Consider the following 23,970-nt stretch of genomic DNA (forward strand, 5'->3'; position numbering starts at 1 on the left):
GCGTGACTGCGATCAGCGGCCGAACAGGCTCGCGAAGAAACCCTTCGACGGTTCGTTCTCGTGGCCCGCGCAACGCTGGGACTTCGGGACGCCGGCGAGGGCCTGCTGCACGTGCTGGCCGCATCCGCCCCACGTGACTTTGCCGCACTTTCGGCAGGTCGTCTGGTAGCACATCGGTATCTCCTTCTCTGGCGGTAACCCGTTCGCGGGCGCGCCGATCAGCGGCCCGGGCAGCGCGCGGACCGAACAAGGGGTGGGGAGCGGTGGCGGCTCAGGCCAGCGACAGGAAGAGCTTCTCGAGCTCCTCCTGGGTCAGCCCCTCGGCCTCCGCGGCTCCCTCGGGGTCGGCGAGGCAGTCCCGCATTGCGGCAGAGATGATCGCGAAGCCCGCCCGGTCGAGGGCGCTGGTGACGGCGGAGAGCTGCGTCACGATGTCGCGGCAGGTGTCGCCGGCCTCGACCGAGGCGATCACGGCGTTCAGCTGCCCCTGCGCGCGCTTGAGGCGGTTGGTGATGCGCTTACGGACAGCTGCCTGCTCTTCGGGGGTGCCGGTGATCATCATGCGGTGACCTTCTCTCTGACAAGGATGTCGGCGGCTTCTGTGCCCCACCACTGGCGGAGGGTCTGGATCCCGCCCGACAGGGATGCGGCGTCGAATCCGTTGCCGACCAGGATGCGGTAAGCGATGTTCGAGCGGACTCCCGCCGCGCACAGTGCCGCCACCGGCCGGCCCTGGGCCGCCTCACGGACCTCGTCGATCCGCTCGCGCAGCTCGGTGTGCGGGATGTTGAGGGAGCCCTCGATGTGTCCGGACGCGAACTCGCGCGGTGTGCGGACATCGAGGATCAGCGCGTTCTCGCGCATCCGGTCGAGCTCGTCGGCGTACCAGAGCTTCAAGCGTCCGTTCTGCACGTTCTCGGCGACCATGCCCACGAGGTTCACCGGGTCCTTGGCCTGGCCATACGGCGGCGAGTAGGCGAGGTCGAGGTCCATGAGATCGGTCGCAGGCAGCCCGGCGCGGATGGCCGTGGCCAGCACGTCGATGCGCTTGTCGATGCCCTCGTATCCGACGGCCTGCGCGCCCAGCACTCGGCCGTCGTCGTCCGCGACGTGGACGATCAGGTGCACCGTGGCAGCCCCCGGGAAGTAGCCGGCGTGCTGCATCGGGTGAAGGTGAAGGGTCGTGTATGCGATGCCCGCGGCATCCAGGGCGGCGCGGTTGGCGCCGGTCATGGCTGCCGTGATCTCGCCCACCCGCACGATCGCCGTGCCGACCGGCTCGGGGATCGCGCGGGCTCCGGTCATGCCGAAGATGTCGTCGGCGATCAGACGCCCGGCGCGGTTGGCGGGTCCGGCAAGCGGCACGGGGCGCTGGACGCCGGTGACGGCATCCGTGCTCATGGCGGCGTCGCCGGCAGCCCAGACATCCGGTGCGGACGTGCGGCCGTGCGCGTCCACGACGATCGCACCCCGCACGGTCTCGATCCCCGCGGCCTCGACGAAGGCGGTGTCGGGGCGCACGCCGACCGAGAGCACGATCAGATCGGCGGGGATGCGGGTGCCGTCGCCGAGCACGACCACGTCCTCATCGGCGCCATGGTCGACGCGCTCTGCGGCGACACCGTCGTGGACACGGATGCCGAGATTGGTCAGCTGCGTCGTGACGACGCTTGCGAGCTCGCGCTCCAGCGGCGGCAGCACATGCGGGGCGAGTTCGACGACGTCGACCTCGAGGCCGCGGTGGCGGAGTGCTTCGGCGGCTTCGAGTCCGATGAAGCCGGCGCCGAGCACGACGCCGCGCCGAGCGCCCTCGTCGACCCAGCTCTTGATCGTGACGGCATCCGAGACGGTGCGCAGCGTCCGTACGCGGGGCGAGTCCAACCCCGGCAGCGGGGGACGGATCGCGGCAGCGCCAGGAGCGAGGATGAGGGCGTCGTAGGTCATGTCCTCGACACCGGATGCCGAGGCGACGGTCACGGTCTTTGTTGCCGTGTCGATCGCCGTGACGTCGTGACCGGTGCGCACATCGAGGTTGAGCGCGGCCCGCAGGGTCTCGGGAGTGTGGAGCAGGAGAGAGGACTCGTGGGGGATCTCGCCGCCGACGTGGTACGGCAGGCCGCAGTTGGCGAACGAGACCTCGGGTCCGCGCTCGAGCACGATGATCTCGGCGGACTCGTCGTGACGGCGGGCGCGGGCTGCGGCGCTCATGCCGGCGGCGACGCCGCCCACAATGACGATGCGCATGGGCACTCACTTTCGTAGGAGAGAGCTTTCGGAGGGAGAGCTTTCGGAGGGGAGAAGCTTCCGTAACTATACCCCCTGGGGTATACCGGGGCCAAATGCGCATCCGACCCGGAAGGACGTCAGGAACGAGCGTGCCCGTCCGTTCTGGCTCAGGTCGATAGTTCGGTGAGCTCGAACCAGCGTTCCTCGAGGGCCGCGGTCTCGGCTTCGACCTCGCGGAGCTCCTCACCCAGGCGAGCAAGTCCGTCGTAGTCGCTGTGATCGTGGAGGGCCATCCGCTCGTGGATCTGCGCCGTGCGCTGCGTGAGTCGCTCGAGCTTGCGCTCGATCGCGCTCACCTCTTTCTGGGCTGCCCGCAGGTCTGCGCCCGAGAGGGCAGGTGCGGCATCGTCGTTCTGTCGGGCCGGCTCGGCGCGCACCTGGCCGGCTCGCGAGTCCGAGTGTCTGCTGCCCTCGCGCAGCCGAAGGTACTCGTCGACGCCCCCGGGCAGATGACGCAGCCGTCCTGCGCCGTCGGTCCCCGGCACGATGGCGTATTGCTGATCCGTGACCCGCTCCAGAAAGTAACGGTCGTGCGAGACGACCAGGAGCGTCCCCGGCCACGAGTCGAGCAGATCCTCCATCGCTGCGAGCATGTCGGTGTCGAGGTCGTTCGTCGGCTCATCGAGGATGAGCACGTTCGGCTGGTCGAGCAGGATGAGCAGCAGCTGAAGACGGCGCTTCTGACCCCCTGAGAGGTCGCGCACCGGTGTCGAGAGCTGCGCGGAAGAGAACCCGAGCCGCTCGAGCAGTTGACCGGGCGTCAGCTCCTGCGCCTTGGAACCCGCACCGATCGTGTAGCTCGTGCGCAGTCGACCGATCACGACACGCACGGGGTCGTCCAGGTGCTCCTCCAGCTCGTCGAGCCGCTGCGTGAGGGTCGCCACCCGCACCGTCTTCCCGCGCTTGACCCGGCCGCCGCTGGGCAAGACGCTCCCGTCGATCAGTCCGAGGAGCGTGGACTTGCCCGCACCGTTGACACCGAGGATGCCCGTCCTCTCGCCCGGCGCGATGCGCCATTCGATGTCGCGGAGGACCTCACGGCCGTCGAAGCCGACGGAGACATCGAGCAGATCGACCACGTCCTTGCCCAGCCGTGTGACGGCCAGCGACTGGAGCGCGATGCGGTCGCGGATCTCGGGGACATCAGCGATGAGTTCGTTGGCGGCATCGATGCGGAACTTCGGCTTCGAGGTCCGGGCTGGCGCGCCGCGACGCAGCCACGCCAACTCTTTGCGCGCGAGGTTCTGGCGCCGGGCCTCGATGGCTGCCGCCTGGCGGTCACGTTCGACGCGCTGCAGGATGTAGGCGGCGTAGCCGCCCTCGAACGGTTCGACGATCCGGTCGTGCACCTCCCAGGTCAGGGTGCACACCTCGTCGAGGAACCACCGGTCGTGCGTGACGACCAGCAGCGCCCCGGCGTTGGCGGCCCACCGCTTCGTGAGGTGGCCCGCGAGCCACGCGATCGCCTCGACATCCAGGTGGTTGGTGGGCTCGTCGAGGATGAGGATGTCCCAGTCTCCGATCAGCACTGCCGCGAGGGCGACGCGGCGGCGCTGGCCCCCGGACAGTGTCGAGAGCGGAGCGTCCCAGTCGAGGTCTGTCACCAGGCCCGCGAGCACATCACGGATGCGGGCGTCGCCGGCCCACTCGTGCTCGTCGAGGTCTCCGACGATCGCCCGCCCCACCGTCTGGTCGTCATCGAGAGTGTCCTGCTGGTCGACGACTCCGATCCGGACTCCACCACGCACGGTCACCTTCCCGGCGTCGGGTTCGAGGCGCCCGGCGATCATAGCGAGCAGGCTCGACTTGCCGTCGCCGTTGCGACCGACGATGCCGATCCGGTCGCCCTCGGCGATGCCGAGAGTCACGGAGTCGAAGACCACTTTCGTGGGGAACTCAAGATGCAGCGCTTCGGCGCCCAGGAGATGTGCCATCCCCTCCAGGCTAGGCGCCGTGCGGGGTGCAGCTGCGCGTCAGTACCAGAAGCTCAGCCGCGGAGCGTGAGCGGTCTGGAACACCCGCGCGATGCGCGCGGGGTGATCGGTCTCGATCCGGCCAGCTCGCGCCAGCGTCACCGCCGACACCCCGCCCAGGAGCAGGGAAGACAGATCGGCCACGCCGAGCCTTACGAGCGGCACGCCTGCCGGTGGGGCATCGACCCTCTCGACGGATGCGACGCCCTCGGCATCCGTCGCCAGCACGACCGTGCCCCCGGCGAGCTCGAGCGGATCGCTCACCTCGAGCGCGATCGTATCGGCGATGTCGTAGCGGCGGCTCGCGAGCGTGGCGGGAACGTCGAGGATGCGAACGTATTGATGATCCGACACGGTGATCGTGGCGGCCCGCTGGTCGGCGATCATCCACCACAGCGGTTCGTCGACGGCCAGCTCCGACGCACGCAGGCGCCCGATGAGGTCCATTTCCAGGAAGAAACGCCACAGGCCCGCGTACGCGTCGTCGGTGGCGGCCAGCAGCAGAGAGACATCGACGGTGGAGTCCGAGAAGCTCTCGACGTTCTCGGTCACGGTGTAGACGGCGACACCTTCGGTCTCTCCCGACGGCGAGCGGTACTGCACGGCGCGCAGGCGCTCGGGCTTCTCGGCATCCGCGCTGGTGCCGAAGACGCGCTCGAGGTGACCGCCAGGAAAGGCGATCTCGCCGGGGCAGTCGAGGCGGACGCGCTCGTGGAGCACCGCGGCGGTATCGCGAGCCTGCTCACGGGACACGAAGTCCACCCGACCGGCAGCATGCGGCCCGTTCCATGCGGCACGTCGCACCCGGAGATCCCAATGCGCCGATGCCGCTGCGGCACCGAACCCGAACCGCCGGTAGATCGTCGATTCGCTGACGGTGAGAACCGCCACGGGCAGTCCGAGAGCGGCCGCGGTGCGCAGCTCGCCGGCCATCAGGGAGCGCAGGATGCCGCGACGACGATGCGTGGGTGCGACCGTCACCGAGCTGATCGCACTGGCGGGGACCGTGCCGCCGGGGACGGTGAGCTCGGTGGACCACGACGCGAAGGTGGCGACGGGGACCTCTGGCTGCGCCGCGGCGGCGTCGTAGACGCCGAGTTTGCGACGGTACGCGGCGCGCTCGAAGAACGCGTGACGCCGGGTCTCGCCGGGGTCCTCGTCGAGGAAGCCGCGCGAGACGGCGGAGAGCCAAGCATCGGTCTGGATGCGCGTCGTGTCGTCGACGCGGCTGACGGAAAGGCCCTGCTGCGCGAGAGACTCCGACATCACGGCGTCCAGTGGCGCGTCGTGGAAGCTCTGTGGGCTGTCGCTCATCATGTCTCTACGCTACGCGGGGCAGACGACATGGCATGCCGGCGCCGCGGGGGAGCGGGCCTCGGCAGCTCAGTGGAAGGCGTACTCGAGGATCGCCACGAATGCCCCGAGCAGCGCCGTTCCGATCGCGCCGAAGATTCGGAGTGCGATACCCGCTCCCGTTCGCGAGTACGCGACGTACCCGAGGAAGGCGAGCACTGCCATCGTCGCCCACAGGGCGTAGCTGGACGCGTCGTCCGCATCCAAGCCCGCCACGCCGGCGATGATCATCGCGAGGGTGGGTGGAAGGGCAGCCCACAGCATCCCCGCGGAGTGGGTGATGGCGTAGCGCGTCGCACGACCCAGCGGGTGCACGCCGTGGTCGGCGAGGGTGTACGCGAAGACGTGGGCGATGAAGAACACGACGAGCGTCGAGACCGACGCGACCACCACCTCCGTCACATCGCTGTAGTGGTCGGAGGTGATCATCAGCAGTGCCGAGTACACGATGAGGCCGTACACGGCGGCCGGCGTGCGAAAGCGCACGTCGAACCACTCGTGCCAGCGGCCGGATCGGTCTTGTGTCTCAGACATCGAACCCCAGGGAGAGTTTGCGCAGCAGTGCTGCGAGGCGGTCGCGGTCAGCGCGGGAAAGGCTTTCGAGCAAGACGGACTCAGCATCCACCAGGCGCGTGATAGCGGCATCCACGCGCGTCCGGCCGTCTGCGGTGAGCGTCACGAGGATGCCCCGTCCATCGCCCGGGTCGGACTCGCGCCGCACGAGTCGGCGACCCACGAGCCGGTCGATGCGGTTGGTCATCGTGCCGGACGAGACGAGCGTCTGCTGCAGCAACTGCTTCGGGCTGAGTTGGAACGGGTCTCCCGCGCGCCGAAGCGCCGACAGGACATCCCACTCCCACGGTTCGAGTTCGGAGCGACGGAAGGCTTCGCGACGCGCCCGGTCCAGATGGCGGGAGAGGCGATCGACGCGCGAGAGGACCTCGAGCGGGGAGAAGTCCAGGTCGGGACGCTGCGCAGTCCACGCTTCGACGATGCGGTCGACCTCGTCGGATTCAGCAGGCACTCCGCCATTATCCCGGTAGGCCGGGCCGTTATCCCGGCTGACGCGTCCTCTGGCAGACTGGAGCGCGGCCGCGTACGCGCCGGTCCGCCGTGGTGTAATGGCAGCACGACAGCCTTTGGAGCTGTGAGGTCTAGGTTCGAGTCCTGGCGGCGGAGCATGGCTGAGCACACCACACCGATCGCCGTCGTGATCCTCGCGGCAGGACAGGGCACGCGGATGAAGTCCGCGACCCCCAAGGTTTTGCACCAGATCGGTGGACTTCCGCTCATCGGTCATGTGCTGCGCACCGCGTCGGCTCTGGCCCCGGCACGGGCCGTCGTGGTCGTGCGACACGAGCGCGATCTCGTCGCGGATGCCGTGAGCGGCCTGCTTCCCGGCGTCGAGATCGTCGACCAGGACGAGATTCCGGGAACCGGGCGCGCCGTCGAGCTCGCCCTGGGCGCTCTGGACGGATTCGACGGCGACGTGCTCGTGCTCAGCGGGGATGTCCCGTTGGTCGAGGCCGGAGTCGTCGAATCCCTCCTGGCCAGCCACCGCGCCGCCGCCGCGTGCGCGACACTGCTGTGCGCGACGCTGGATGACGCGACCGGGTATGGCCGCGTCATCCGCGGCGCAGACGGCGCCGTCGAGCGCATCGTGGAGCAGAAGGATGCCACCGCCGACGAGCTGTCTGTCCGCGAGATCAACACCGGGATCTACGTCTTCCGCGCCGCCGAACTACGCACGAGCCTTGCCGCCGTGGGCACGGCGAACGCGCAGGGGGAGAAGTACCTCACGGATGTGATCGGCATCCTCCGCGCTGCCGGTCAGACCGTCGCGGCCTCCGACGCTCCGGCGGCGCAGGACGCGCTCGGTGTGAACGACCGTGTTCAGCTGTCCGAGGCGGCGCGGGCCCTGAACGCACGGACGGTGCGCCGGTGGCAGCTCGAGGGCGCCACGATCCTCGACCCCGCTACGACCTGGATCGACGTCACGGCGACTCTGGCGCCCGACGTCACGGTGTTGCCCAACACCCACATCCTTCGGGCGACGACGGTCGAGCGCGGCGCAACGATCGGTCCTGACACGTCACTCGTGGACTGCGAGGTGGGGGAGAACGCGACGGTCACCCGCACGGATGCGACGCTCGCCGTGATCGGACGGGGAGCCGCGGTCGGACCCTTCGCCTATCTCCGCCCCGGCGCGACCCTGGCCGCGCAGAGCAAGGTCGGAACCTTCGTGGAGGTCAAGAACTCCACGATCGGCGAGCGCAGCAAGGTCCCCCACCTGTCCTACATCGGGGACACGACGATCGGGCGCGGCGTGAATCTCGGGGCGGGGGCGATCACCGCGAACTACGACGATCTCGCCAAACACCGCACCGAGATCGGTGACGAGGTCCACTCCGGGTCGCACAACGTCTTCGTCGCGCCCGTTAGGATCGGAGACGGTGCGAAGACCGGCGCCGGTGCCGTCATCCGCAAGGATGTCCCCCCGGGCGCTCTGGCTCTGAGCGTGGCCCCTCAGCGCAACATCGAGGGGTGGGTCGAGAACAACAGACCGGGAACAGCCGCCGCCGAGGTCGCCGCGCGGGCCCGGTCCGCACAGGAAGCGGACGATGGCGAGCAAGAACAAGACGGTTGATCTCGACAGAGAAAGCGGCATCGCTCCTGGCCTTGTCGCCAAGACCAAGAAGCGCCTCGTCGTCGCGTCCGGTCGCTCCCACCCGAGTCTCGCGGACGATGTCGCGACGGCCCTCGGCACGGATCTGGTCCCCACGGAGTACCGGACTTTCGCGTCCGGGGAGATCCTGACCCGTTTCGAGGTGTCCATCCGCGGGTGCGATCTGTTCCTCATCCAGTCGTTCGGTCCGCCGGTCAACGAGTGGATCATGGAGCTGCTGATCATGCTGGATGCCGCAAAGCGGGCATCCGCGAAGCGCATCACCGTCGTCGCCCCGTACTTCCCCTACTCCCGGCAGGACAAGAAGGGTCGCGGCCGAGAGCCGATCAGCGCCCGCCTGGTCGCCGACCTCCTGAAGACGGCCGGTGCCGACCGCGTCATGAGCGTCGACCTGCACGCCGCGCAGATCCAGGGGTTCTTCGACGGCCCGGTCGATCACCTCTTCGCCAAGCCGGTGCTGCTGGAGTACTTCGAACAGAACCTCTCCCCCGAGGACCGTGCGAAGCTCACCGTCGTGTCGCCCGACACCGGCCGGGTGCGGGTTGCCGACACGTGGTCCGACAGCCTGGGAGCGCCGCTGGCGATCATCCACAAGCGGCGCGATCCGAACGTGGCCAACCAGGTCACCGTCAACGAGATCGTCGGTGAAGTCGCGGGGCGGGTATGTCTGCTCGTCGACGACATGATCGACACCGGCGGGACGATCGTCAAGGCGGCCCAGGCGCTCAAGAAGAGCGGCGCCGAGCGCGTCATCGTGGCGGCCACGCACGCGGTCTTCAGCGATCCGGCCAGCGAACGGCTGCAGGATGCCTCGATCGACGAGGTGGTCGTGACCGACACCATCCCGATCCCTGACCGGAAGCGCTGGGAGTCGTTGACGGTTCTTCCGATCGCGCCCCTGCTGGCGCGGGCGATCCGCGAAGTCTTCGAGGACGGTTCGGTCACGAGCATGTTCGACGGAGCGGCCTGAGCCCCTGGGCACCCCCGCGCGACCTGCGCCTGCTCAAAGCGTATGCATAGGCATGGACGCAAGGATGACGGTGACGACCCTCAGGAAGGAACGCTCATGACTCGCACACCCTCCCGCCCCATCCGCATGGGAGTCGCCCTCGTCGGAGTCGCTGGAGCGCTCACCCTCGCCGGGTGTGGGGCGACCGACGCGGTGGCCGAGGCCGATGCGTCGCAGCCGGATGCCGCGACGACGTCGGATGCCGCAACGACCGACGAGAGCTCCGCCGCGACCGGCGGGTACGCCGACGGGACCTACACGGCCGAGGGGTCGTACGCGACGCCCGAGTCGGTCGAAACCGTCGTGGTGACGCTCACGATCGCCGATGAGGTCGTCACCGACGTCGAGGTCACCGGAGACCCGCAGGCGCGGGAATCGGAGCAGTATCAGTCGCAGTTCATCGGCGGCATCAGCAATGAGGTGGTCGGAAAGAGTCTCGACGAGGTCTCGGTGACCCGCGTGGCGGGGTCCTCGCTGACCAGCGGCGGCTTCATGCAGGCTCTCGAGCTCATCAAGGCTGAAGCGGCGTCCTGAGGGTGCCGGCCCGATGAGTGGCGGAGCGCGCGGCGACAGAGATGATGTCGCGGCGTGGCGCTTCGAGGCGATCGGAACCCAGTGGACCGTCGATACCGTCGATGCACTGACCGACAGCGATCGCGCCGCGGTGTCGGCGCTCATCGACGCCTTCGATCGGGAGTGGTCTCGGTTCCGGGAGGACTCGACGGTGACCGCGCTGTCCGCACTCGGGGGTTCGCGGCCGCTTCCCGTAGACGCCGAGGCGATGTTCGCCGTCTACGCGGACCTCGACGACGCGACCTCCGGCGCGGTGAGCCCGCTGGTGGGCGCATCCCTGGAAGCCCTCGGGTACGACCGGTCGTACTCGCTGCGCTCGCGCGGAGTCGTGAGCGCACCGCGGGATTGGCGTCGCACGGTGTCCATCCGTGACGGGCTGCTCCAGCTCGCCGAGCCCGCCCTCATCGACATCGGCGCGGTCGGCAAGGGGCGACTCTTGGACCGCGTGTACGAGGAGCTCGCGTCGCGCAAACCGGGACGTCTGACTGTCGACGCGGGCGGCGATATCCGTGCCTCCGCAGCACCCGAGCGGGTCGGCCTCGAGCATCCGTATGATCCGCGGCGAATCGTGGGCGTCGTCGAGCTCGCGGACGCCGCGCTGTGCGCGTCAGCGACCAACCGGCGTGCCTGGGGCGAGGGGCTGCACCACGTCCTCGACGCCCGGACAGGCACCCCGGTGCGCACGATCGCGGCCACGTGGGCGATCGCGGCGAGCGCGATGGTGGCGGATGCCGTCGCGACCGCCCTGTTCTTCGAGGGCGGCGCTGAACTCGCTCACCGGTGGGGAGTCGAGTGGGTGCGCATGACGACGGCTGGTCGGGTGGAGTGGTCGGCCGGCTTCGGGACCCAGAGGTGTAAGGCAGAGTTGTTCACATGATCGGAATTCTCACGGCCGGGTGGAATCGAGTCTTCGCGGTGCTCGGGACGTTCTCGATGTACCGCATGGTGTTCCTCGCGTTGGTCGCGCTGACCGTCGTCGCGTTCGGGGTCTCGTTCTTCGGGCTTGTGGCGCCGACACCGCTCGAGCTGTTGGCGACGCTCGTCGTGCTCGCGCTCGCGTGCGGCGTCGTCGACATCGTGGCCCACCGGATCATCGGGCAGTCGCTGCGCCTGGAGTCCTCCGTCATCACGGCGTTCATTCTGCTGTTCATCCTTCGGCCGTCTCTGGACCCGCTGGCCCTGGTCGGTGTCGCTCTGGCCGGCGCCGTGGCGGCTGCATCCAAGTACGTCCTCGCGTGGCGGGGGCGTCACATCTTCAACCCCGCGGCCGTCGGAGCCGCAGTTCTCACGATCGTGAGCATCTGGGTGCCAGCGCTCGGTGCCTCGGCGTGGTGGGTGGGAACGCCCGTGCTCGCGGCCCCCGTTCTGCTGTTCGGACTCGCCGTGCTCTGGCGCACCGAAAAGGTCCGTGTCGTTGCGCTGTTCCTGCTGGTCGCGGTGGCCGTCGGTTTCGTGCGGACGACGATCCAGTACCAGTCGGCCGGGCTTGCTGTCGACCCGGGGACGGTGTTCTGGTCCCTGCTGTGGTCATCGCCGTTCCTGTTCCTCGGCATCTTCATGCTCTCGGAGCCCCTGACGCTGCCTCCTCGCCGCTGGCAGCAGTTCCTGGTCGCCGGTGTCGTCGGAGTCCTCGCCGGCTGGCCGATCTCACTCGGCGAGGTCACCCTCGGCCAGGAGCGCGCGTTGCTGGTGGGAAACCTCGTCGCGTTCGCGTTCTCGGTGCGCGCCGCCGTTCGCTTGACCCTCCAGTCCCGGCAGATGATCACCCCGACGGTGCGGATGCTGACCTTCAACGCCAAGCGGCGCGTTCACTTCCTTCCCGGGCAGTACCTCGAACTCGACGTCCCGCATCACCGGCCCGATGCCCGGGGAACCCGACGGGAGTTCAGCATCGCGTCGGCTCCCGAGGACCTGCCCACCATCCGGATCGCGTTCCGGGAATACCCGGCCGGCACCGGACCCGCTCCCAGCTCGTACAAGCGCGCCCTTGCCGAGGTCGGCGACGGGGCTTCGCTGGCCGTCACCGGAATCTGGGGCGACTTCGTGTTGCCGTCCCGCGTCGAGACCCCGCTGCTCATGGTGGCGGCCGGCATCGGCATCACGCCGTTCGTGTCGCAGCTGCGCCACCTTCACGCGAGCGGTCAACAGCGCGACATCGTCCTGGTCTATGTGGCCTCCGAGGCCGCGGAACTCGCCTTCCGTGACGACATCGCGCAGTCCGGCGTCCCCGTCGTGGTGTTCACCCGCGATGATCCCGGCCCGTTGCCCGATAACTGGCAGTGGGCGCGTGGGGTGCGGTTGGATGCTGCGGGACTGCTGGAGGTCGTCCCCGATCTGCACACCCGTCACGCGGCAATTTCAGGGCCGCCACGGCTGATCGCCGACCTTGCGCCGGCGCTGGAGCGGGCGAAGTCGGTGACGACGGACGCGTTCAGCGGCTACTGATCGGGGCCGCCTCGACCCTGATGGGCAGGCGGACGGTGAACGTCGTGTCGCCCGGGCTGCTACGCACCGAGATCTCACCGTGGTGTGCGTGAACGATCGCACGGGCGATCGACAACCCCAGACCGGTTCCTCCGGTCTGGCGGGCTCGCGACCTGTCAGCCCGCGAGAAGCGCTCGAACAGTTCGTCGGCGATCGTCGGATCGATGCCCGGGCCGTTGTCGTGCACGTGGACGACCGCGTCCTCGCCGTCGCGCTCGACCGTGAGGGTGACCTCGGTGCCGGCGGGCGTGTGGGTGCGGGCGTTGGCGAGGATGTTGGCAACGACCTGTTGGAGGCGTGAGGCGTCGCCGGGCAGCGTCACAGGCTCCTCGTCGACCTCGAGTCGCCAGAGGTGGTCTGGCCCGGCCACCTGGGCATCCCCGAGCGCCTCCACGGCCATGCGCGTGAGGTCGACCGACCCGTAGACGAGCTCCTGACCTTCGTCCAGGCGTGCCAGCAGCAGCAGGTCTTCGACAAGGCTCGTCATGCGCAGCGACTGCGCCTGGATCCGCGTCAGCGCCGACTCTGTCGTGTCACTTAAGGAGGGATCGCGCAGCGACAGTTCGGAGTATCCGCGGATCGACGCCAGCGGGGTGCGCAGTTCGTGGCTCGCATCGGCGACGAAGCGCCGCATCCGTTCCTCGTTGCGTTGCCGGGCATCCAGCGACGCATCCACGTGGTCGAGCAGCGTGTTCAACGCGTGCCCCACCCGTCCGATCTCGGTGTGTTCGTCGGTCTCTTCGGCCGGGACCCGGTCGGCGATCGAGACGGCGCCCTCGGACATCGGTACGCTCGCCACCCGCTCCGCGGTGTCGGCGACCAGCCGTAGCGGACGCAGGCTCGCGCGGACGATGACCGTGACGGCAAGTCCCAGGAGCACGAGGCCGCCCGCCGTCACGAGCGCCACCGTCGTGAGAATCTGCGCGACAGTGTCGGTCACTTCCGAGATCGGCAGCCCCGCGATTCCGAACAGGCTTCCCGGCTGGCCCGCGAAAGCGACCCGATAGGTGCCGAGGCCATCGATGGTGACAGTGCCCCAGTCCGTCGTGGACGAGGTCACCAACTGCTGGATCTGGGTGCCGGTGAGCGCGCGGACGTCCTCATCGGCCGTGACATAGGCTCCCGTGATGCCGTCACCGGTGCTCATGACCCACAGGAATCCCGGTGGCTGGCGCCCGGCATCCAAGATCTGCTCGGCACTTGCCCCGGGGACCAGCTGCACGCTTTGGACGGCATCACGAAGGCTCGCGTCCAGGTTGTCTTCCAGGATGCTGCGCAGCAGCGTGCTGGTTGCCACTCCGATGAGGATGAGGATGAGTGAGACGATCCCGACGATCGCGACGATCAGGCGTGCTTGCAGGCTCCAGCGATGCCGCCAGTCCCGAACAGGGACCGCGGCCGGGACGTCCTCGCGTGGCGGCGCGGCCGGGGCATCGCCTTCGCGTGCCGGTGTCACGACGTGGGCGCCTTGATCATGTAGCCGACGCCGCGGACGGTGTGGATCAGCGGTTCCTTGCCCTGATCGATCTTTTTACGCAGGTACGAGATGTACAGCTCCACGACGCTCGAGCGGCCACCGAAATCGTAGTTCCATACGCGGTCGAGGATCTGGGCTTTCGACACGACCCGGCGTTGGTTGCGCATCAGGTAGCGCAGCAACTCGAACTCGGTCGCGGTCAGCTCGATCGCGTCTCCGCCCCGCTCCACCTCGTGGCTGTCCTCGTTGAGTGAGAGATCGCCTACCCGCAGGATCGGCTCCTCCTCGCTGTTGGTCGCTGTGCCGGCGCGGCGCATGAGGCCCCGGAGCCGGGCGACGACCTCCTCAAGACTGAACGGCTTGGTGACATAGTCGTCTCCGCCCGCAGTAAGGCCCGCGACCCGGTCGGCGACGGCATCCTTTGCGGTCAGGAAGAGCACGGGGACGTCGTTGCCCGACTGCCGCAAGCGGTGGAGAACGGCCATGCCGTCGAGGTCGGGCATCATGATGTCGAGCACCATGGCGTCGGGTTCGAAATCCCGCACGGCCTGGAGGGCCTCGAAGCCCGACCCCGCCGTACGGACGTCCCAGCCCTCCATGCGCAGGGCCATCGACAGCAGGTCGGTGAGCATCTGCTCGTCATCGACGACGAGGATGCGCAGGGCGGCGCCGTCCGGGCGGCGCAGAGACGGGGCGGGGGAGGTCATGTCACCATTCTGCGGCGCCCGCTATGTGTTTCCTATGGAGCGAACTATGGGCTGTCTGTGAATCCGTGCGCGCGCGAGTGTCCGTCGCGTCGCCAGGAGGCATAACCGGCTCATAGCGAGCGCTGGGATTGCTCATCACGCCCGTCCCTACCGTCATCCCGACGGCCGGCTCTGCGCCGGCGGAAGGAGACTCATGTACTGGACCTACCTGCGGCGCGAACTGGCGGGCCGCACGAAGCAGACGATCATCGTGGCGGCGGGTCTGGCGATCGCCATCGCCCTGGTCATCGTCGTCAACTCCCTGTCCGCGGGCGTGCGGGACGCGCAGGCGCAGGCGCTCGAGTCGGTGTACGGCGTCGGGACGGATCTGACCGTCACGGGCGTGGCAGCCGAGCCCGGCCAGGGTGGGCCGCAGCGCTTCGAGTTCGGCAGCGGTGAGGGTGAGACCGCCGATGGCACCACCTCGGTGTCGCAGTCGCGGCTGACCGCCGACTTCATGCGCGGCACCCTGGACGCATCGACGATCGACACCGTCGCCTCGCTCGACGGCGTCGCGGCGGCATCGGGTGCCCTGTCGCTGACGAACATCACGTTCTCGGGCGAGATGCCCGATGTCACCCAGATGCCGCAGGGCGGCGAGGGCGGACAGGGCGGCGGTCAGCCGCCCGCCGGCGGTCCGGACGGGGCCGGCGGCAGCGCCTTCGATCTGGACTCGTTCACCGTGCTCGGCATCGACCCCGCAGACACCGCGGTCGGTCCGCTCTCCGCCGTCGAGGTGACCGAGGGCCGCGCCCTGACGGCGGATGACGCCGGTTCGCACGTCGCCGTCGTCGACGCCACGTACGCGTCGACGAACGAGATCGCGGTGGGGGAGGCGATCGATGTCGGCGGCACCGACGTCGAGGTCGTCGGCATCGTCGCCTCGACCTCGAGCGACGCCGATACCGCCGCGAACGTGTACATCCCGCTCGATGTCGCCCAGACTCTCGCGGGCCTCGAGGACGTCGTCTCGACCGTCTACGTCCAGGCCGGCTCGGCAGACCAGATCGAGGCCGTTCAGATCGAGATCGAGTCCAGTGTCGCCGACGTCACCGTCAGCTCGCAGTCCGACCTGGCCGCGACGGTCTCGTCCTCGCTGTCGAGCGCATCCGCGCTCATCTCGAACCTCGGGACCTGGCTCTCGATCCTCGTGCTGGCTGTCGCACTCGCGCTCGCCGTGCTCTTCACGATCTCGGGGGTGACCCGCCGAACCCGGGAGTTCGGCACCCTCAAGGCGATCGGCTGGTCGAACGGGCGCGTGGTCGGGCAGGTCGCCGGCGAGTCGCTCGTGCAGGGCCTGATCGGCGGGGCGATCGGGCTCGCGATGGGGCTCCTGGGGATCTGGGTGGTCAATCTCGTCTCGCCGACGATCTCTGCCACGAGTTCGGGCGTGCAGGGCGGACCCGGTCAGGGCGGCCCCGCGCAGGGCGGTATGGGCGGTTTCGTCGGGATGACCCAGTCCGCGGCCGATGTCGTGCTGCATGCCCCGATCACGCTCTCCGTGCTCGTCGCCGCGGTCGGGATCGCCGTCGCCGGCGGACTGCTCGCCGGGGCCTTCGGCGGCTGGCGCGCTGCCCGCCTCAGCCCTGCCGAAGCGCTGCGGTCGGTCGGATGAGCAACGCAACCCCCGCCACGAAGGAAAGGACCACGACCATGAGCATGACCACGACTGCGGGCACCAGCATCCGCGAACAGCTGCCCGCCGCCATCTACCGGCTCGAGAAGGTGACGCGCGTCTACCCGCAGAAGAACCGCAGGATCCAGGCTCTGGGCGGGGTGGACGTCGAGATCCGCGAGGGGGACTTCGTCACGATTCAGGGGCCGACCGGCGGCGGCAAGTCCACGCTGCTCCAGCTTCTCGGAGCGCTGGACCGCCCCACCTCTGGGGTCGTGAAGCTGGGCGAGACCGACCTGGCCACGGCCACGAACACCCAACTCGGGCTCGTGCGCGCGAGGGAGGTGGGCTTCGTGTTCCAGGGGTTCAACCTCATCCCGACGCTCACCGCTTACGAGAACGTCGACATGGGCCTCGAGCCTCTCGGGCTCACTGCCGCCCAGCGGCGGGAGAAGGTCACCGAGGCGCTCGCCCAGGTGGGGCTGGCCGACCGTGCCGACCACCGCCCGGGCGAGCTGTCAGGCGGGCAGCAGCAACGCGTGGCCATCGCGCGGGCAATCGCCAAGCGTCCCCGGGTGCTGCTGGCCGATGAACCGACGGGCAATCTCGACGAGCACATGCGCGACGAGATCCTGACCCTGCTCGAGGGCCTCAACCGCGACGGGCTCACCCTCATCGTGGTGACCCACGACTCCGCGGTCGCGCGGCGCGCACACCGGCGGCTCCGGCTCGAGAAGGGCAGCGTGCGCGAACTCTGAGCCGCAGCATCCCGACGCGCAGGGGCCGCGGCCGGCGATCCCGTATCGCCTGGCCGCGGCCCCTGTCGTGGGATCAGTGGGTGTCGACCGCGGCGATCTCGGTGCGGTCGCCCGACCAGAGCGTGTGGAAGGTGCCCTCGCGGTCGATGCGCTTGTAGGTGTGGGCGCCGAAGAAGTCCCGCTGTCCCTGGATGAGGGCCGCGGGCAGGCGCCCCGCGCGCAGACCGTCGTAGTAGGCGAGGGACGACGAGAAGACGGGCGCGGGGATCCCGGAGGCTGCCGAATGGGCGACGATAGCCCGCCAGGCGTCCTGGGCGCCGGCGAGAGCGTCGACGAAGAACGGCGCGGTCATCAGCACGGGCAGGTCGGCGGCGTCGGCGTAGGCCTCGGTGATCCGGTTGAGGAACCGGGCACGGATGATGCAGCCGCCGCGCCAGATCGCCGCGACCTTGCCGAGATCGATGTTCCAGCCGTAGTGGGCGGCGCCGGCGCGGATGATGTCGAACCCCTGCGAATACGCGACGATCTTCGACGCGTACAGGGCGCGGCGGACCTGCTCGATGAACTGTTCGGGGTCCGAGACCCGCTCGGTCTGCGCATCAGCGTCGGGGCCGGGCAGCACCCCCGCGGTGGAGCGCTGCTCGGGGTGGGACGACAGCGACCGCGCGAACACCGCCTCGGCGATCCCGGATGCCGGAACGCCCAGGTCGATCGCGGTCTGCGCCGTCCAACCGCCGGTGCCCTTCGCGCCGGCCTGGTCGAGCACGACATCCACGAGCGGCGCGCCGGTGAGGGCATCCGTCTGGCGCAGCACCTCGGCGGTGATCTCGATGAGGTAGGACTCCAGTTCGCCGCGGTTCCACTCGGCGAACACGTCGGCGATCTGGGCGGGGGAGTAGCCGGTCGCGCGGCGGATGAGGTCATACGCCTCGGCGATCACCTGCATGTCGGCGTACTCGATGCCGTTGTGCACCATCTTGACGAAGTGCCCCGCGCCGTCGTGGCCGATGTGCGTCACGCACGGCTCGCCCTCGGCGACGGCGGCGATGGTCTTGAGGATCGGGCCGAGCGTCACCCAGGACTCGTCCGATCCGCCGGGCATGAGGGACGGGCCCAGCAGCGCGCCCTCCTCACCGCCCGAGACGCCCATGCCGACGAAGTTGATGCCCGTCTCACGCACTGCCTTCTCGCGGCGGATCGTGTCGGTGAACAGGGCGTTGCCGCCGTCGACGATGATGTCGCCGGGCTCGAAGACGCGCACGAGCTCGTCGATGACGGCATCCGTGCCCGCGCCCGCCTTGACCATGACGATCGCCGTGCGAGGCACGGTCAAGGATGCGGCGAATTGCTCATACGAGAACGTCGCGACAAACCCCGCCTCGGGGTGCTCGGCCACGAGGTGCTCGGTCTTCTCGGGGCTGCGATTGAAGATCGCGACGGTGTTTCCCTCGCGGCTGGCGAGGTTGCGAGCGAGGTTCGAACCCATCACTGCAAGTCCGATGACCCCGATGTTCGCTGTCGCGCTGCTGGTCGCTGCCTGTTCCGTCACGTTCACTCCCTGGTCGTCGATCGGCGGGTGATCGCCGCAGTCAGCCTAGGGGAACGCTCCAGCTCAGTCCTTGCGGTAGGCCTGTCGTCCCATCGACCAGAACGCGGCGACGACACCGACAAGCGTTCCGAGCGTGAGGATGCCGATCACGGCGACGAGAATGTTCGAGGTGACCTGGGCGTCCATCATCCGTCCTTGCTCTCGGGAAGCGGGCCCGTCGGGGCCCGTCACGATGATACCGGCCTCGCTGGTAGACTTGCGGACTGAACTTCGGCGAGGGATGCTCGCGCGCGCAGGACACGCCGCGTCGAGCATCCGTTATCGACGAGGGTGTGCGGCCTCACGGTTTCCTCACGCGCTCTCGCTCGCGGTTGAGTCGAATCCCCACCACGTCCGGGCTGAGAACAGAACCCGGTCTCTGCCCAAGGAGAATGCACATGTCCGAAGACACCACTGTCCACGCCGAGCTTCGCGAGAACTTCGGAAAGGGCTTCGCCCGCCGCCTGCGTGCCGCCGGCAAGATCCCCGCCGTCCTTTACGGGCACGGCACCGACCCCGTGCACGTGGCGCTTCCCGGTCACCAGATGCTGCTGCTCGTGCGCCGCGCGAACGCGCTCGTCGAACTCGACATCGCCGGCACGTCCCAGCTCGCGCTGGTCAAGGATGTCCAGAAGGACCCCGTGCACCAGATCATCGAGCACATCGACCTCGTGGTCGTGAAGAAGGGTGAGAAGGTCCAGGTCGACGTTCCCGTCGTCGTGGTCGGCGAGTCCTTCCCCGGCACCATCGTCAACCTCGACGCGACGACCGTGTCGCTGACCGCCGAGGCCACCCACATCCCCGAGCACGTCGAGGTCGATGTCGAGGGCCTCGAGGAGGGCACGCACATCACGGCTGCCGATCTCGCGCTGCCCAAGGGCTCCACGCTGGTCACCGACCCCGAGGTGCTCATCGTCGCGATCTCGGTGCCGGCTGCCGCGAGTGCCGGCGACGCCGAGGCGGAGTCCGACGCCGCTGAGGCGACCGCTGCCGAGGCCGCCGAGGCCGCCGAAGCCGAGTGAGCTGACGGCCGGTCCGGGCGAGGGAGCGTCGAGTCGTGAGCGATGCCTGGCTCATCGTCGGGCTCGGCAACCCCGGTCCGCAGTACGAACGCACGCGTCACAACGTCGGCCAGCTCGTCATCGATGAGCTGGCCGCACGGCGTAGCGAGGCGTTTCGCGCGCACAAGGCGAACGCGCGCGTCGCCGAGACTTGGCTGCGCCCGGGTGCCGCCAAGCTCGTGCTGGCAAAGCCGAACTCGTTCATGAACGTATCGGGCGGGCCCGTCGCCGGACTCGCACAGTTCTACGGCATCCCTCCCGAGCGTGTCGTGATCGTCCACGACGAGCTCGACATCCCCTTCGACGCCGTGCGCCTCAAGGTCGGCGGCGGTCACGGGGGACACAACGGCGTACGGGATGTCGCGAAGGCTCTGGGCACGCCGGACTTTCCCCGCGTCCGGGTCGGCATCGGCCGTCCGCCGGGTCGGCAGGACGCGGCGGACTGGGTGCTGCAGCCCTTCCCCGCCGCAGCGCGCGAAGAACTGGCGCTCGCCGTCTCGGACGCGGCGGACGCGGTCGAAAGGCTCGTGTCGGACGGTCTGCTCGCGGCGCAGCAGGTGCACCACGCTCCCCGTCCCTGAGTAGGCGCAGCTAGCGGCTGGGACGCCGCGGGCCGCTGGGGCGCCTAGAATCATCCGGTGACATTTCCCGGGATCTCGCGCGCCCTCGATCGGTCCGAACACTTCCGGGATGCTGTGGCCGCTGCGGTCACGGATGCCGATGTCTCGGTCGTCGACGGCCTTGACGCGCCGCTGCTGACGGCGGTGCTGCGCCGCCGGATCGACGCCGGCAACGCTCCCGCGCTGCTGGTGATCGCGCCGACCGGCAGGCGGGTGGAATCCCTCATCCCCGCGCTGCAGGCTGTCGCGCCGGACGCGCGCGTGTTGCCCTTTCCCGCGTGGGAGACCTTGCCGCACGAGCGGCTGAGCCCCAGTCCGGAGACCGTCGGGCGCCGGCTTCAGACGCTGTCCCTGCTGGCAGGTGGCGCAGGCGAGGCATCCGTGTCACCGACGATCGTGGTGGCATCCGTGCGCGCCGCGCTCCAGCCTCTCGCTGCCGGGCTCACCGACATCGAGCCGGTGCGGTTGCGTGCCGGCGGCCGGGGGAATGATCTCGCACGGATCGTCGAGCGCCTCGTGGAACTGGCTTACCACCGCGTCGACATGGTCTCCCGCCGGGGCGAGTTCGCGGTGCGCGGCGGCATCCTCGACGTCTTCCCGACGGTGGCCGACCATCCCTATCGAGTGGAGTTCTTCGGCGACGAGGTCGACCAGATCCGCGCGTTCTCCGTCGCCGACCAGCGGTCGTTGCCCGGCGACATCGACGCCGTCGAGTTGCTGCCCGGGCGCGAGCTGCTGCTGACCGCCGACGTCCGGACTCGGGCACGGGCGCTCGGGGCGCAGCTGCCGGCGCTGCAGGGCATGCTCGAGAAGGTCGCCGAGGGAATACCGGCTGAGGGGATGGAGTCGCTCACGCCGGCCCTGGCGCCGCAGATGGCAACGCTCGTCGACTATCTTCCGGAGCGTTCGGCTGTCGCGCTCGTCGATCCCGAGCGCTCCCGCACCCGTGCTCGCACGCTCGCGGAGACCAATCACGAGTTCCTCGAGGCCGCCTGGAACGCGGCCACCGCCGGCGCACACAGCCCCGTCGACCTCGGTGCCGGAGACTTCCTCACTCTCGCGCGCCTGCGCGAGGCAGTCCACGAGCGCTCCGGCGTGTGGTGGAGCCTCAGCCCCTTCGACTCCGGCGCCGGGGATGCCGCCGCGGAAGGCCTGCTGACGCCGTCGGATGCCGAGAGCGGCGACGAGGCCCCGGTGCGCGTGCCGGCCCGTCCCGTCCCCTCGTTCCAGGGCAACGTCGAGGGCGCGACCGGGTATGTCGCCGACCGAGTCACCTCCGGGTGGACGGTCGTGATCACCGCATCCGGGGTGGGCCTGGTCGAGCGTGCCCGCGATGTGCTCGCCGACCGCGAGATCCCCGCCGCGATCCTCGACGATCCGGATGCCATTCCCGAGCCGGGCCGGGCCTCGCTCGTGCTTGCGCAGCTCGAGCGAGGGTTCGAGCTCGATGACATCCGGCTGGCGGTGCTCACCGAGTCGGAGTTCTATGGGCGCACCATCGGTGGCGACACCCGCGTCGTCAAGAAACTCGCCTCGAAGCGACGCAACGTCGTCGATCCGCTGCAGCTCACGCCCGGTGACCACGTCGTGCACGCCACGCACGGCATCGGCAGGTTCGTCGAGCTCGCCAAGCGCGAGGTCTCGTCGGGCGGACGCACTCCGGTCAAGAGCGTCCGCGAGTACGTCGTGCTCGAGTACGCGCCGGCCAAGCGCGGGTACCCGGGCGACAAGCTCATGGTGCCCACAGATCAGCTCGATCTGCTCTCGCGGTATGTCGGGGGAGAGACCCCGACGCTGTCGAAAATGGGCGGCAGCGACTGGGCGCAGGCCAAGGGGCGTGCGCGCAAGGCGGTGCGCGACATCGCCGTCGAGCTCGTGAAGCTGTATTCGGCGCGGATGGCGGCCAAGGGTCACGCGTTCGGTCCCGACACGCCCTGGCAGCGCGAACTCGAGGAGGCGTTCCCGTTCGCGGAGACGCCGGACCAGCTGCAGACGATCGACGAGATCAAAGCCGACATGGAGCGGCCGATCCCGATGGACCGGCTGCTGTCGGGCGATGTCGGCTTCGGCAAGACCGAGGTCGCCGTGCGCGCGGCCTTCAAGGCGATCCAGGACGGCAAGCAGGTCGCGATGCTCGTGCCGACGACGTTGCTGGTCAAGCAGCACCTTGAGACGTTCACGGAACGGTTCGCCGGGTTCCCGGTCACGGTGAAGCCACTGTCGCGTTTCCAGACCGACAAGGAGGCCCGGGAGACCCTCGACGGGCTCACGGACGGGTCGGTCGACATGGTGATCGGCACCCACCGTATCCTCACCGAGAAGGTGGTCTTCAAGGATCTGGGACTTCTCATCGTGGACGAGGAGCAGCGATTCGGTGTCGAGCACAAGGATGCGCTCAAGAAGCTCAAGACCGGCGTCGACATCCTGGCGATGAGCGCCACGCCGATCCCGCGCACGCTCGAGATGGCGGTGACCGGCATCCGGGAGATGTCGACCCTGCAGACCCCGCCGGAGGATCGGCATCCGATCCTCACCTACGTCGGTGCGCGCAACCCCAAGCAGATCGCGGCGGCGATCCGCCGGGAGCTGCTGCGCGAGGGGCAGGTGTTCTACGTGCACAACCGCGTGCAGTCGATTCAGCGGGTCGCGAGCGAGCTGGCCGAGCTCGTGCCGGAAGCGCGGATCGCGGTGGCGCACGGCCAGATGGGCGAGCACCAGCTCGAGCGGGTCGTCGACGACTTCTGGGAGCGGCGCGCCGACGTCCTGGTCTCGACGACGATCGTCGAGACGGGCCTGGACATCCCCAACGCCAACACGATCATCATCGACCGTGCCGACAAGTACGGCCTCTCTCAGCTGCACCAGCTGCGAGGGCGCGTGGGTCGAGGCCGCGAGCGGGCGTACGCGTACTTCCTCTACGACGACACGAAGCCACTGTCCGAGACGGCTGCCGACCGGCTCGAGACGATCGCCGTCAACAACGACCTGGGCAGCGGCATGCGCGTCGCGCTGAAGGACCTCGAACTGCGCGGGGCCGGCAACCTCCTCGGTGCCGAGCAGGCCGGCCACATCGCCGGCGTCGGCTTCGACCTGTACCTGCGGATGATCGGCGAGGCCGTCGCGACCTTCCGCGGCGAGGATGTCGAAGGTCCCGCCGAGCTGCGGCTCGAGCTGCCGGTGCAGGCCCGGATCCCCGAGGACTACATCGACAGCGAGCGACTGCGTCTGGAGGCCTACCAGAAGCTGTCGGCGGCTGCGACGGCCACGGCGAAGGATGATGCGATCGACGCGGTCATCGAGGAGCTCACCGACCGCTACGGTGAGCCGCCGGCAGATGTCGCGGGACTGCTCTCGATGGCGCGACTGCGCCGCCGGGCGGCGCGCGCCGGTCTCACGGATGTGGTGGCGATGGGGCCGAACCTGCGGATCGCGCCGGCACGCCTCGAGGACTCGATGCGCGTGCGCCTGCAGCGCCTGTATCCCGCGGCCAAGCTGCTGGCCGGCGGCGAGGCCGTCGTCGTGCCCCTGCCGAAGGCTGACGGGGAACCGGTGGCGGATGCCGACCTCATCGCGTGGGTGGACACGCTGCTCGGCCAACTCTGGCCCGAGCCGGTCGCGACCGAGGCCTCCGTGCCTGACGCGACAGAGGCCTGAACGGCCCACAATCGCGGAAATCCGCACAACCACGCATGGCTCGGGCCGATCGACCCGTCGCTGTGCGGATCCCGCCGCGTGTGCGAG

At 69.2% G+C, this 23,970-nt stretch carries 21 protein-coding genes and 1 tRNA gene; 11 read left to right on the forward strand and 11 right to left on the reverse strand.

Translation table 11 applies throughout. The annotated features are described in order from the left end of the window. Positions 1-12: 12 nt before the first annotated feature. From AC3ENO_RS13535 to AC3ENO_RS13565, 7 genes are all read right to left on the reverse strand, one after another. Positions 13-174 carry a hypothetical protein gene (locus AC3ENO_RS13535; protein ID WP_434971127.1) on the reverse strand — a complete coding sequence of 54 codons (162 nt, stop codon included), beginning with the start codon at positions 172-174 and terminating at the stop codon, positions 13-15. A gap of 97 nt (positions 175-271) precedes the next feature. Further along, positions 272-559, reverse strand: a complete 288-nt coding sequence (locus tag AC3ENO_RS13540; RefSeq protein ID WP_434971165.1) for a metal-sensitive transcriptional regulator — start codon at positions 557-559, stop codon at positions 272-274. Then, a complete protein-coding gene (locus AC3ENO_RS13545) occupies positions 559-2,244 on the reverse strand; it encodes an FAD-dependent oxidoreductase (protein ID WP_434971128.1) in 1,686 nt (561 codons plus the stop codon). Before AC3ENO_RS13545 ends, AC3ENO_RS13540 begins: the two co-directional genes overlap by 1 nt. Before the next feature lie 149 nt (positions 2,245-2,393). After that, a complete protein-coding gene (locus AC3ENO_RS13550; RefSeq protein ID WP_434971129.1) occupies positions 2,394-4,220 on the reverse strand; it encodes an ABC-F family ATP-binding cassette domain-containing protein in 1,827 nt (608 codons plus the stop codon). 39 nt (positions 4,221-4,259) lie between these two features. Continuing rightward, entirely contained in the window at positions 4,260-5,576 is a 1,317-nt protein-coding gene (locus AC3ENO_RS13555) for a GNAT family N-acetyltransferase (RefSeq protein WP_434971130.1), read from the reverse strand. 66 nt (positions 5,577-5,642) lie between these two features. Continuing rightward, positions 5,643-6,146, reverse strand: coding sequence for a hypothetical protein (locus AC3ENO_RS13560; protein ID WP_434971131.1), 504 nt, complete (start codon positions 6,144-6,146; stop codon positions 5,643-5,645). Then, positions 6,139-6,636, reverse strand: a complete 498-nt coding sequence (locus AC3ENO_RS13565; protein WP_434971132.1) for a MarR family winged helix-turn-helix transcriptional regulator — start codon at positions 6,634-6,636, stop codon at positions 6,139-6,141. Before AC3ENO_RS13565 ends, AC3ENO_RS13560 begins: the two co-directional genes overlap by 8 nt. Before the next feature lie 83 nt (positions 6,637-6,719). On the opposite strand from AC3ENO_RS13565, the gene AC3ENO_RS13570 reads away from it, so the two are divergent. From AC3ENO_RS13570 to AC3ENO_RS13595, 6 genes are all read left to right on the forward strand, one after another. Beyond that, positions 6,720-6,791 (forward strand) — tRNA-Gln (locus AC3ENO_RS13570). Between the two features lies 1 nt (position 6,792). Continuing rightward, positions 6,793-8,259 (forward strand): bifunctional UDP-N-acetylglucosamine diphosphorylase/glucosamine-1-phosphate N-acetyltransferase GlmU, encoded by a 1,467-nt coding sequence (glmU, locus tag AC3ENO_RS13575; protein ID WP_434971133.1) that lies wholly within the window; start codon positions 6,793-6,795, stop codon positions 8,257-8,259. Further along, entirely contained in the window at positions 8,234-9,268 is a 1,035-nt protein-coding gene (locus tag AC3ENO_RS13580; protein ID WP_434971134.1) for a ribose-phosphate diphosphokinase, read from the forward strand. Before glmU ends, AC3ENO_RS13580 begins: the two co-directional genes overlap by 26 nt. A gap of 96 nt (positions 9,269-9,364) precedes the next feature. Next, a complete protein-coding gene (locus AC3ENO_RS13585; RefSeq protein WP_434971135.1) occupies positions 9,365-9,841 on the forward strand; it encodes an FMN-binding protein in 477 nt (158 codons plus the stop codon). A gap of 13 nt (positions 9,842-9,854) precedes the next feature. Continuing rightward, the gene (locus AC3ENO_RS13590; protein ID WP_434971136.1) at positions 9,855-10,757 is read left to right on the forward strand and encodes an FAD:protein FMN transferase; all 903 of its coding nucleotides are present in this window, start codon (positions 9,855-9,857) and stop codon (positions 10,755-10,757) included. Continuing rightward, positions 10,754-12,325 carry an FAD-dependent oxidoreductase gene (locus AC3ENO_RS13595; protein WP_434971137.1) on the forward strand — a complete coding sequence of 524 codons (1,572 nt, stop codon included), beginning with the start codon at positions 10,754-10,756 and terminating at the stop codon, positions 12,323-12,325. The genes AC3ENO_RS13590 and AC3ENO_RS13595 overlap by 4 nt, the downstream gene beginning before the upstream one ends. Here AC3ENO_RS13595 and AC3ENO_RS13600 read toward each other — a convergent pair. After that, a complete protein-coding gene (locus AC3ENO_RS13600) occupies positions 12,312-13,820 on the reverse strand; it encodes a sensor histidine kinase (protein WP_434971138.1) in 1,509 nt (502 codons plus the stop codon). The two genes, AC3ENO_RS13595 and AC3ENO_RS13600, sit on opposite strands and share 14 nt — an antisense overlap. Beyond that, positions 13,817-14,548: a response regulator transcription factor gene (locus AC3ENO_RS13605; protein WP_434971139.1), complete on the reverse strand. Its 732-nt coding sequence runs from the start codon at positions 14,546-14,548 to the stop codon at positions 13,817-13,819. The genes AC3ENO_RS13600 and AC3ENO_RS13605 overlap by 4 nt, the downstream gene beginning before the upstream one ends. 193 nt (positions 14,549-14,741) lie before the next feature. On the opposite strand from AC3ENO_RS13605, the gene AC3ENO_RS13610 reads away from it, so the two are divergent. Both AC3ENO_RS13610 and AC3ENO_RS13615 read left to right on the forward strand, forming a co-directional pair. After that, positions 14,742-16,202 carry an ABC transporter permease gene (locus tag AC3ENO_RS13610; protein WP_434971140.1) on the forward strand — a complete coding sequence of 487 codons (1,461 nt, stop codon included), beginning with the start codon at positions 14,742-14,744 and terminating at the stop codon, positions 16,200-16,202. A gap of 38 nt (positions 16,203-16,240) precedes the next feature. Beyond that, positions 16,241-16,960, forward strand: coding sequence for an ABC transporter ATP-binding protein (locus AC3ENO_RS13615; protein WP_434971141.1), 720 nt, complete (start codon positions 16,241-16,243; stop codon positions 16,958-16,960). A 73-nt stretch (positions 16,961-17,033) separates the two neighbouring features. Here the strand turns inward: AC3ENO_RS13615 and gndA are convergent, their stop codons facing one another. Both gndA and AC3ENO_RS13625 read right to left on the reverse strand, forming a co-directional pair. After that, positions 17,034-18,509 carry an NADP-dependent phosphogluconate dehydrogenase gene (gene gndA, locus AC3ENO_RS13620; RefSeq protein WP_434971142.1) on the reverse strand — a complete coding sequence of 492 codons (1,476 nt, stop codon included), beginning with the start codon at positions 18,507-18,509 and terminating at the stop codon, positions 17,034-17,036. Between the two features lie 63 nt (positions 18,510-18,572). Continuing rightward, positions 18,573-18,698 carry a hypothetical protein gene (locus AC3ENO_RS13625; RefSeq protein ID WP_434971143.1) on the reverse strand — a complete coding sequence of 42 codons (126 nt, stop codon included), beginning with the start codon at positions 18,696-18,698 and terminating at the stop codon, positions 18,573-18,575. Positions 18,699-18,946: 248 nt separating this feature from the next. Between AC3ENO_RS13625 and AC3ENO_RS13630 the strand changes: the two genes are divergently transcribed. Genes AC3ENO_RS13630 through mfd form a run of 3 tightly spaced genes read left to right on the forward strand, consistent with a single transcriptional unit; the run spans position 18,947 to position 23,883 of the window. Further along, positions 18,947-19,570 (forward strand): 50S ribosomal protein L25/general stress protein Ctc, encoded by a 624-nt coding sequence (locus AC3ENO_RS13630; RefSeq protein ID WP_434971144.1) that lies wholly within the window; start codon positions 18,947-18,949, stop codon positions 19,568-19,570. A 35-nt stretch (positions 19,571-19,605) separates the two neighbouring features. Further along, positions 19,606-20,190, forward strand: a complete 585-nt coding sequence (gene pth / locus AC3ENO_RS13635) for an aminoacyl-tRNA hydrolase (RefSeq protein WP_434971145.1) — start codon at positions 19,606-19,608, stop codon at positions 20,188-20,190. A gap of 57 nt (positions 20,191-20,247) precedes the next feature. Then, positions 20,248-23,883 carry a transcription-repair coupling factor gene (gene mfd, locus AC3ENO_RS13640; protein WP_434971146.1) on the forward strand — a complete coding sequence of 1,212 codons (3,636 nt, stop codon included), beginning with the start codon at positions 20,248-20,250 and terminating at the stop codon, positions 23,881-23,883. Positions 23,884-23,970: the final 87 nt, after the last annotated feature.

The organism is Microbacterium sp. bgisy207, assembly GCF_057706855.1.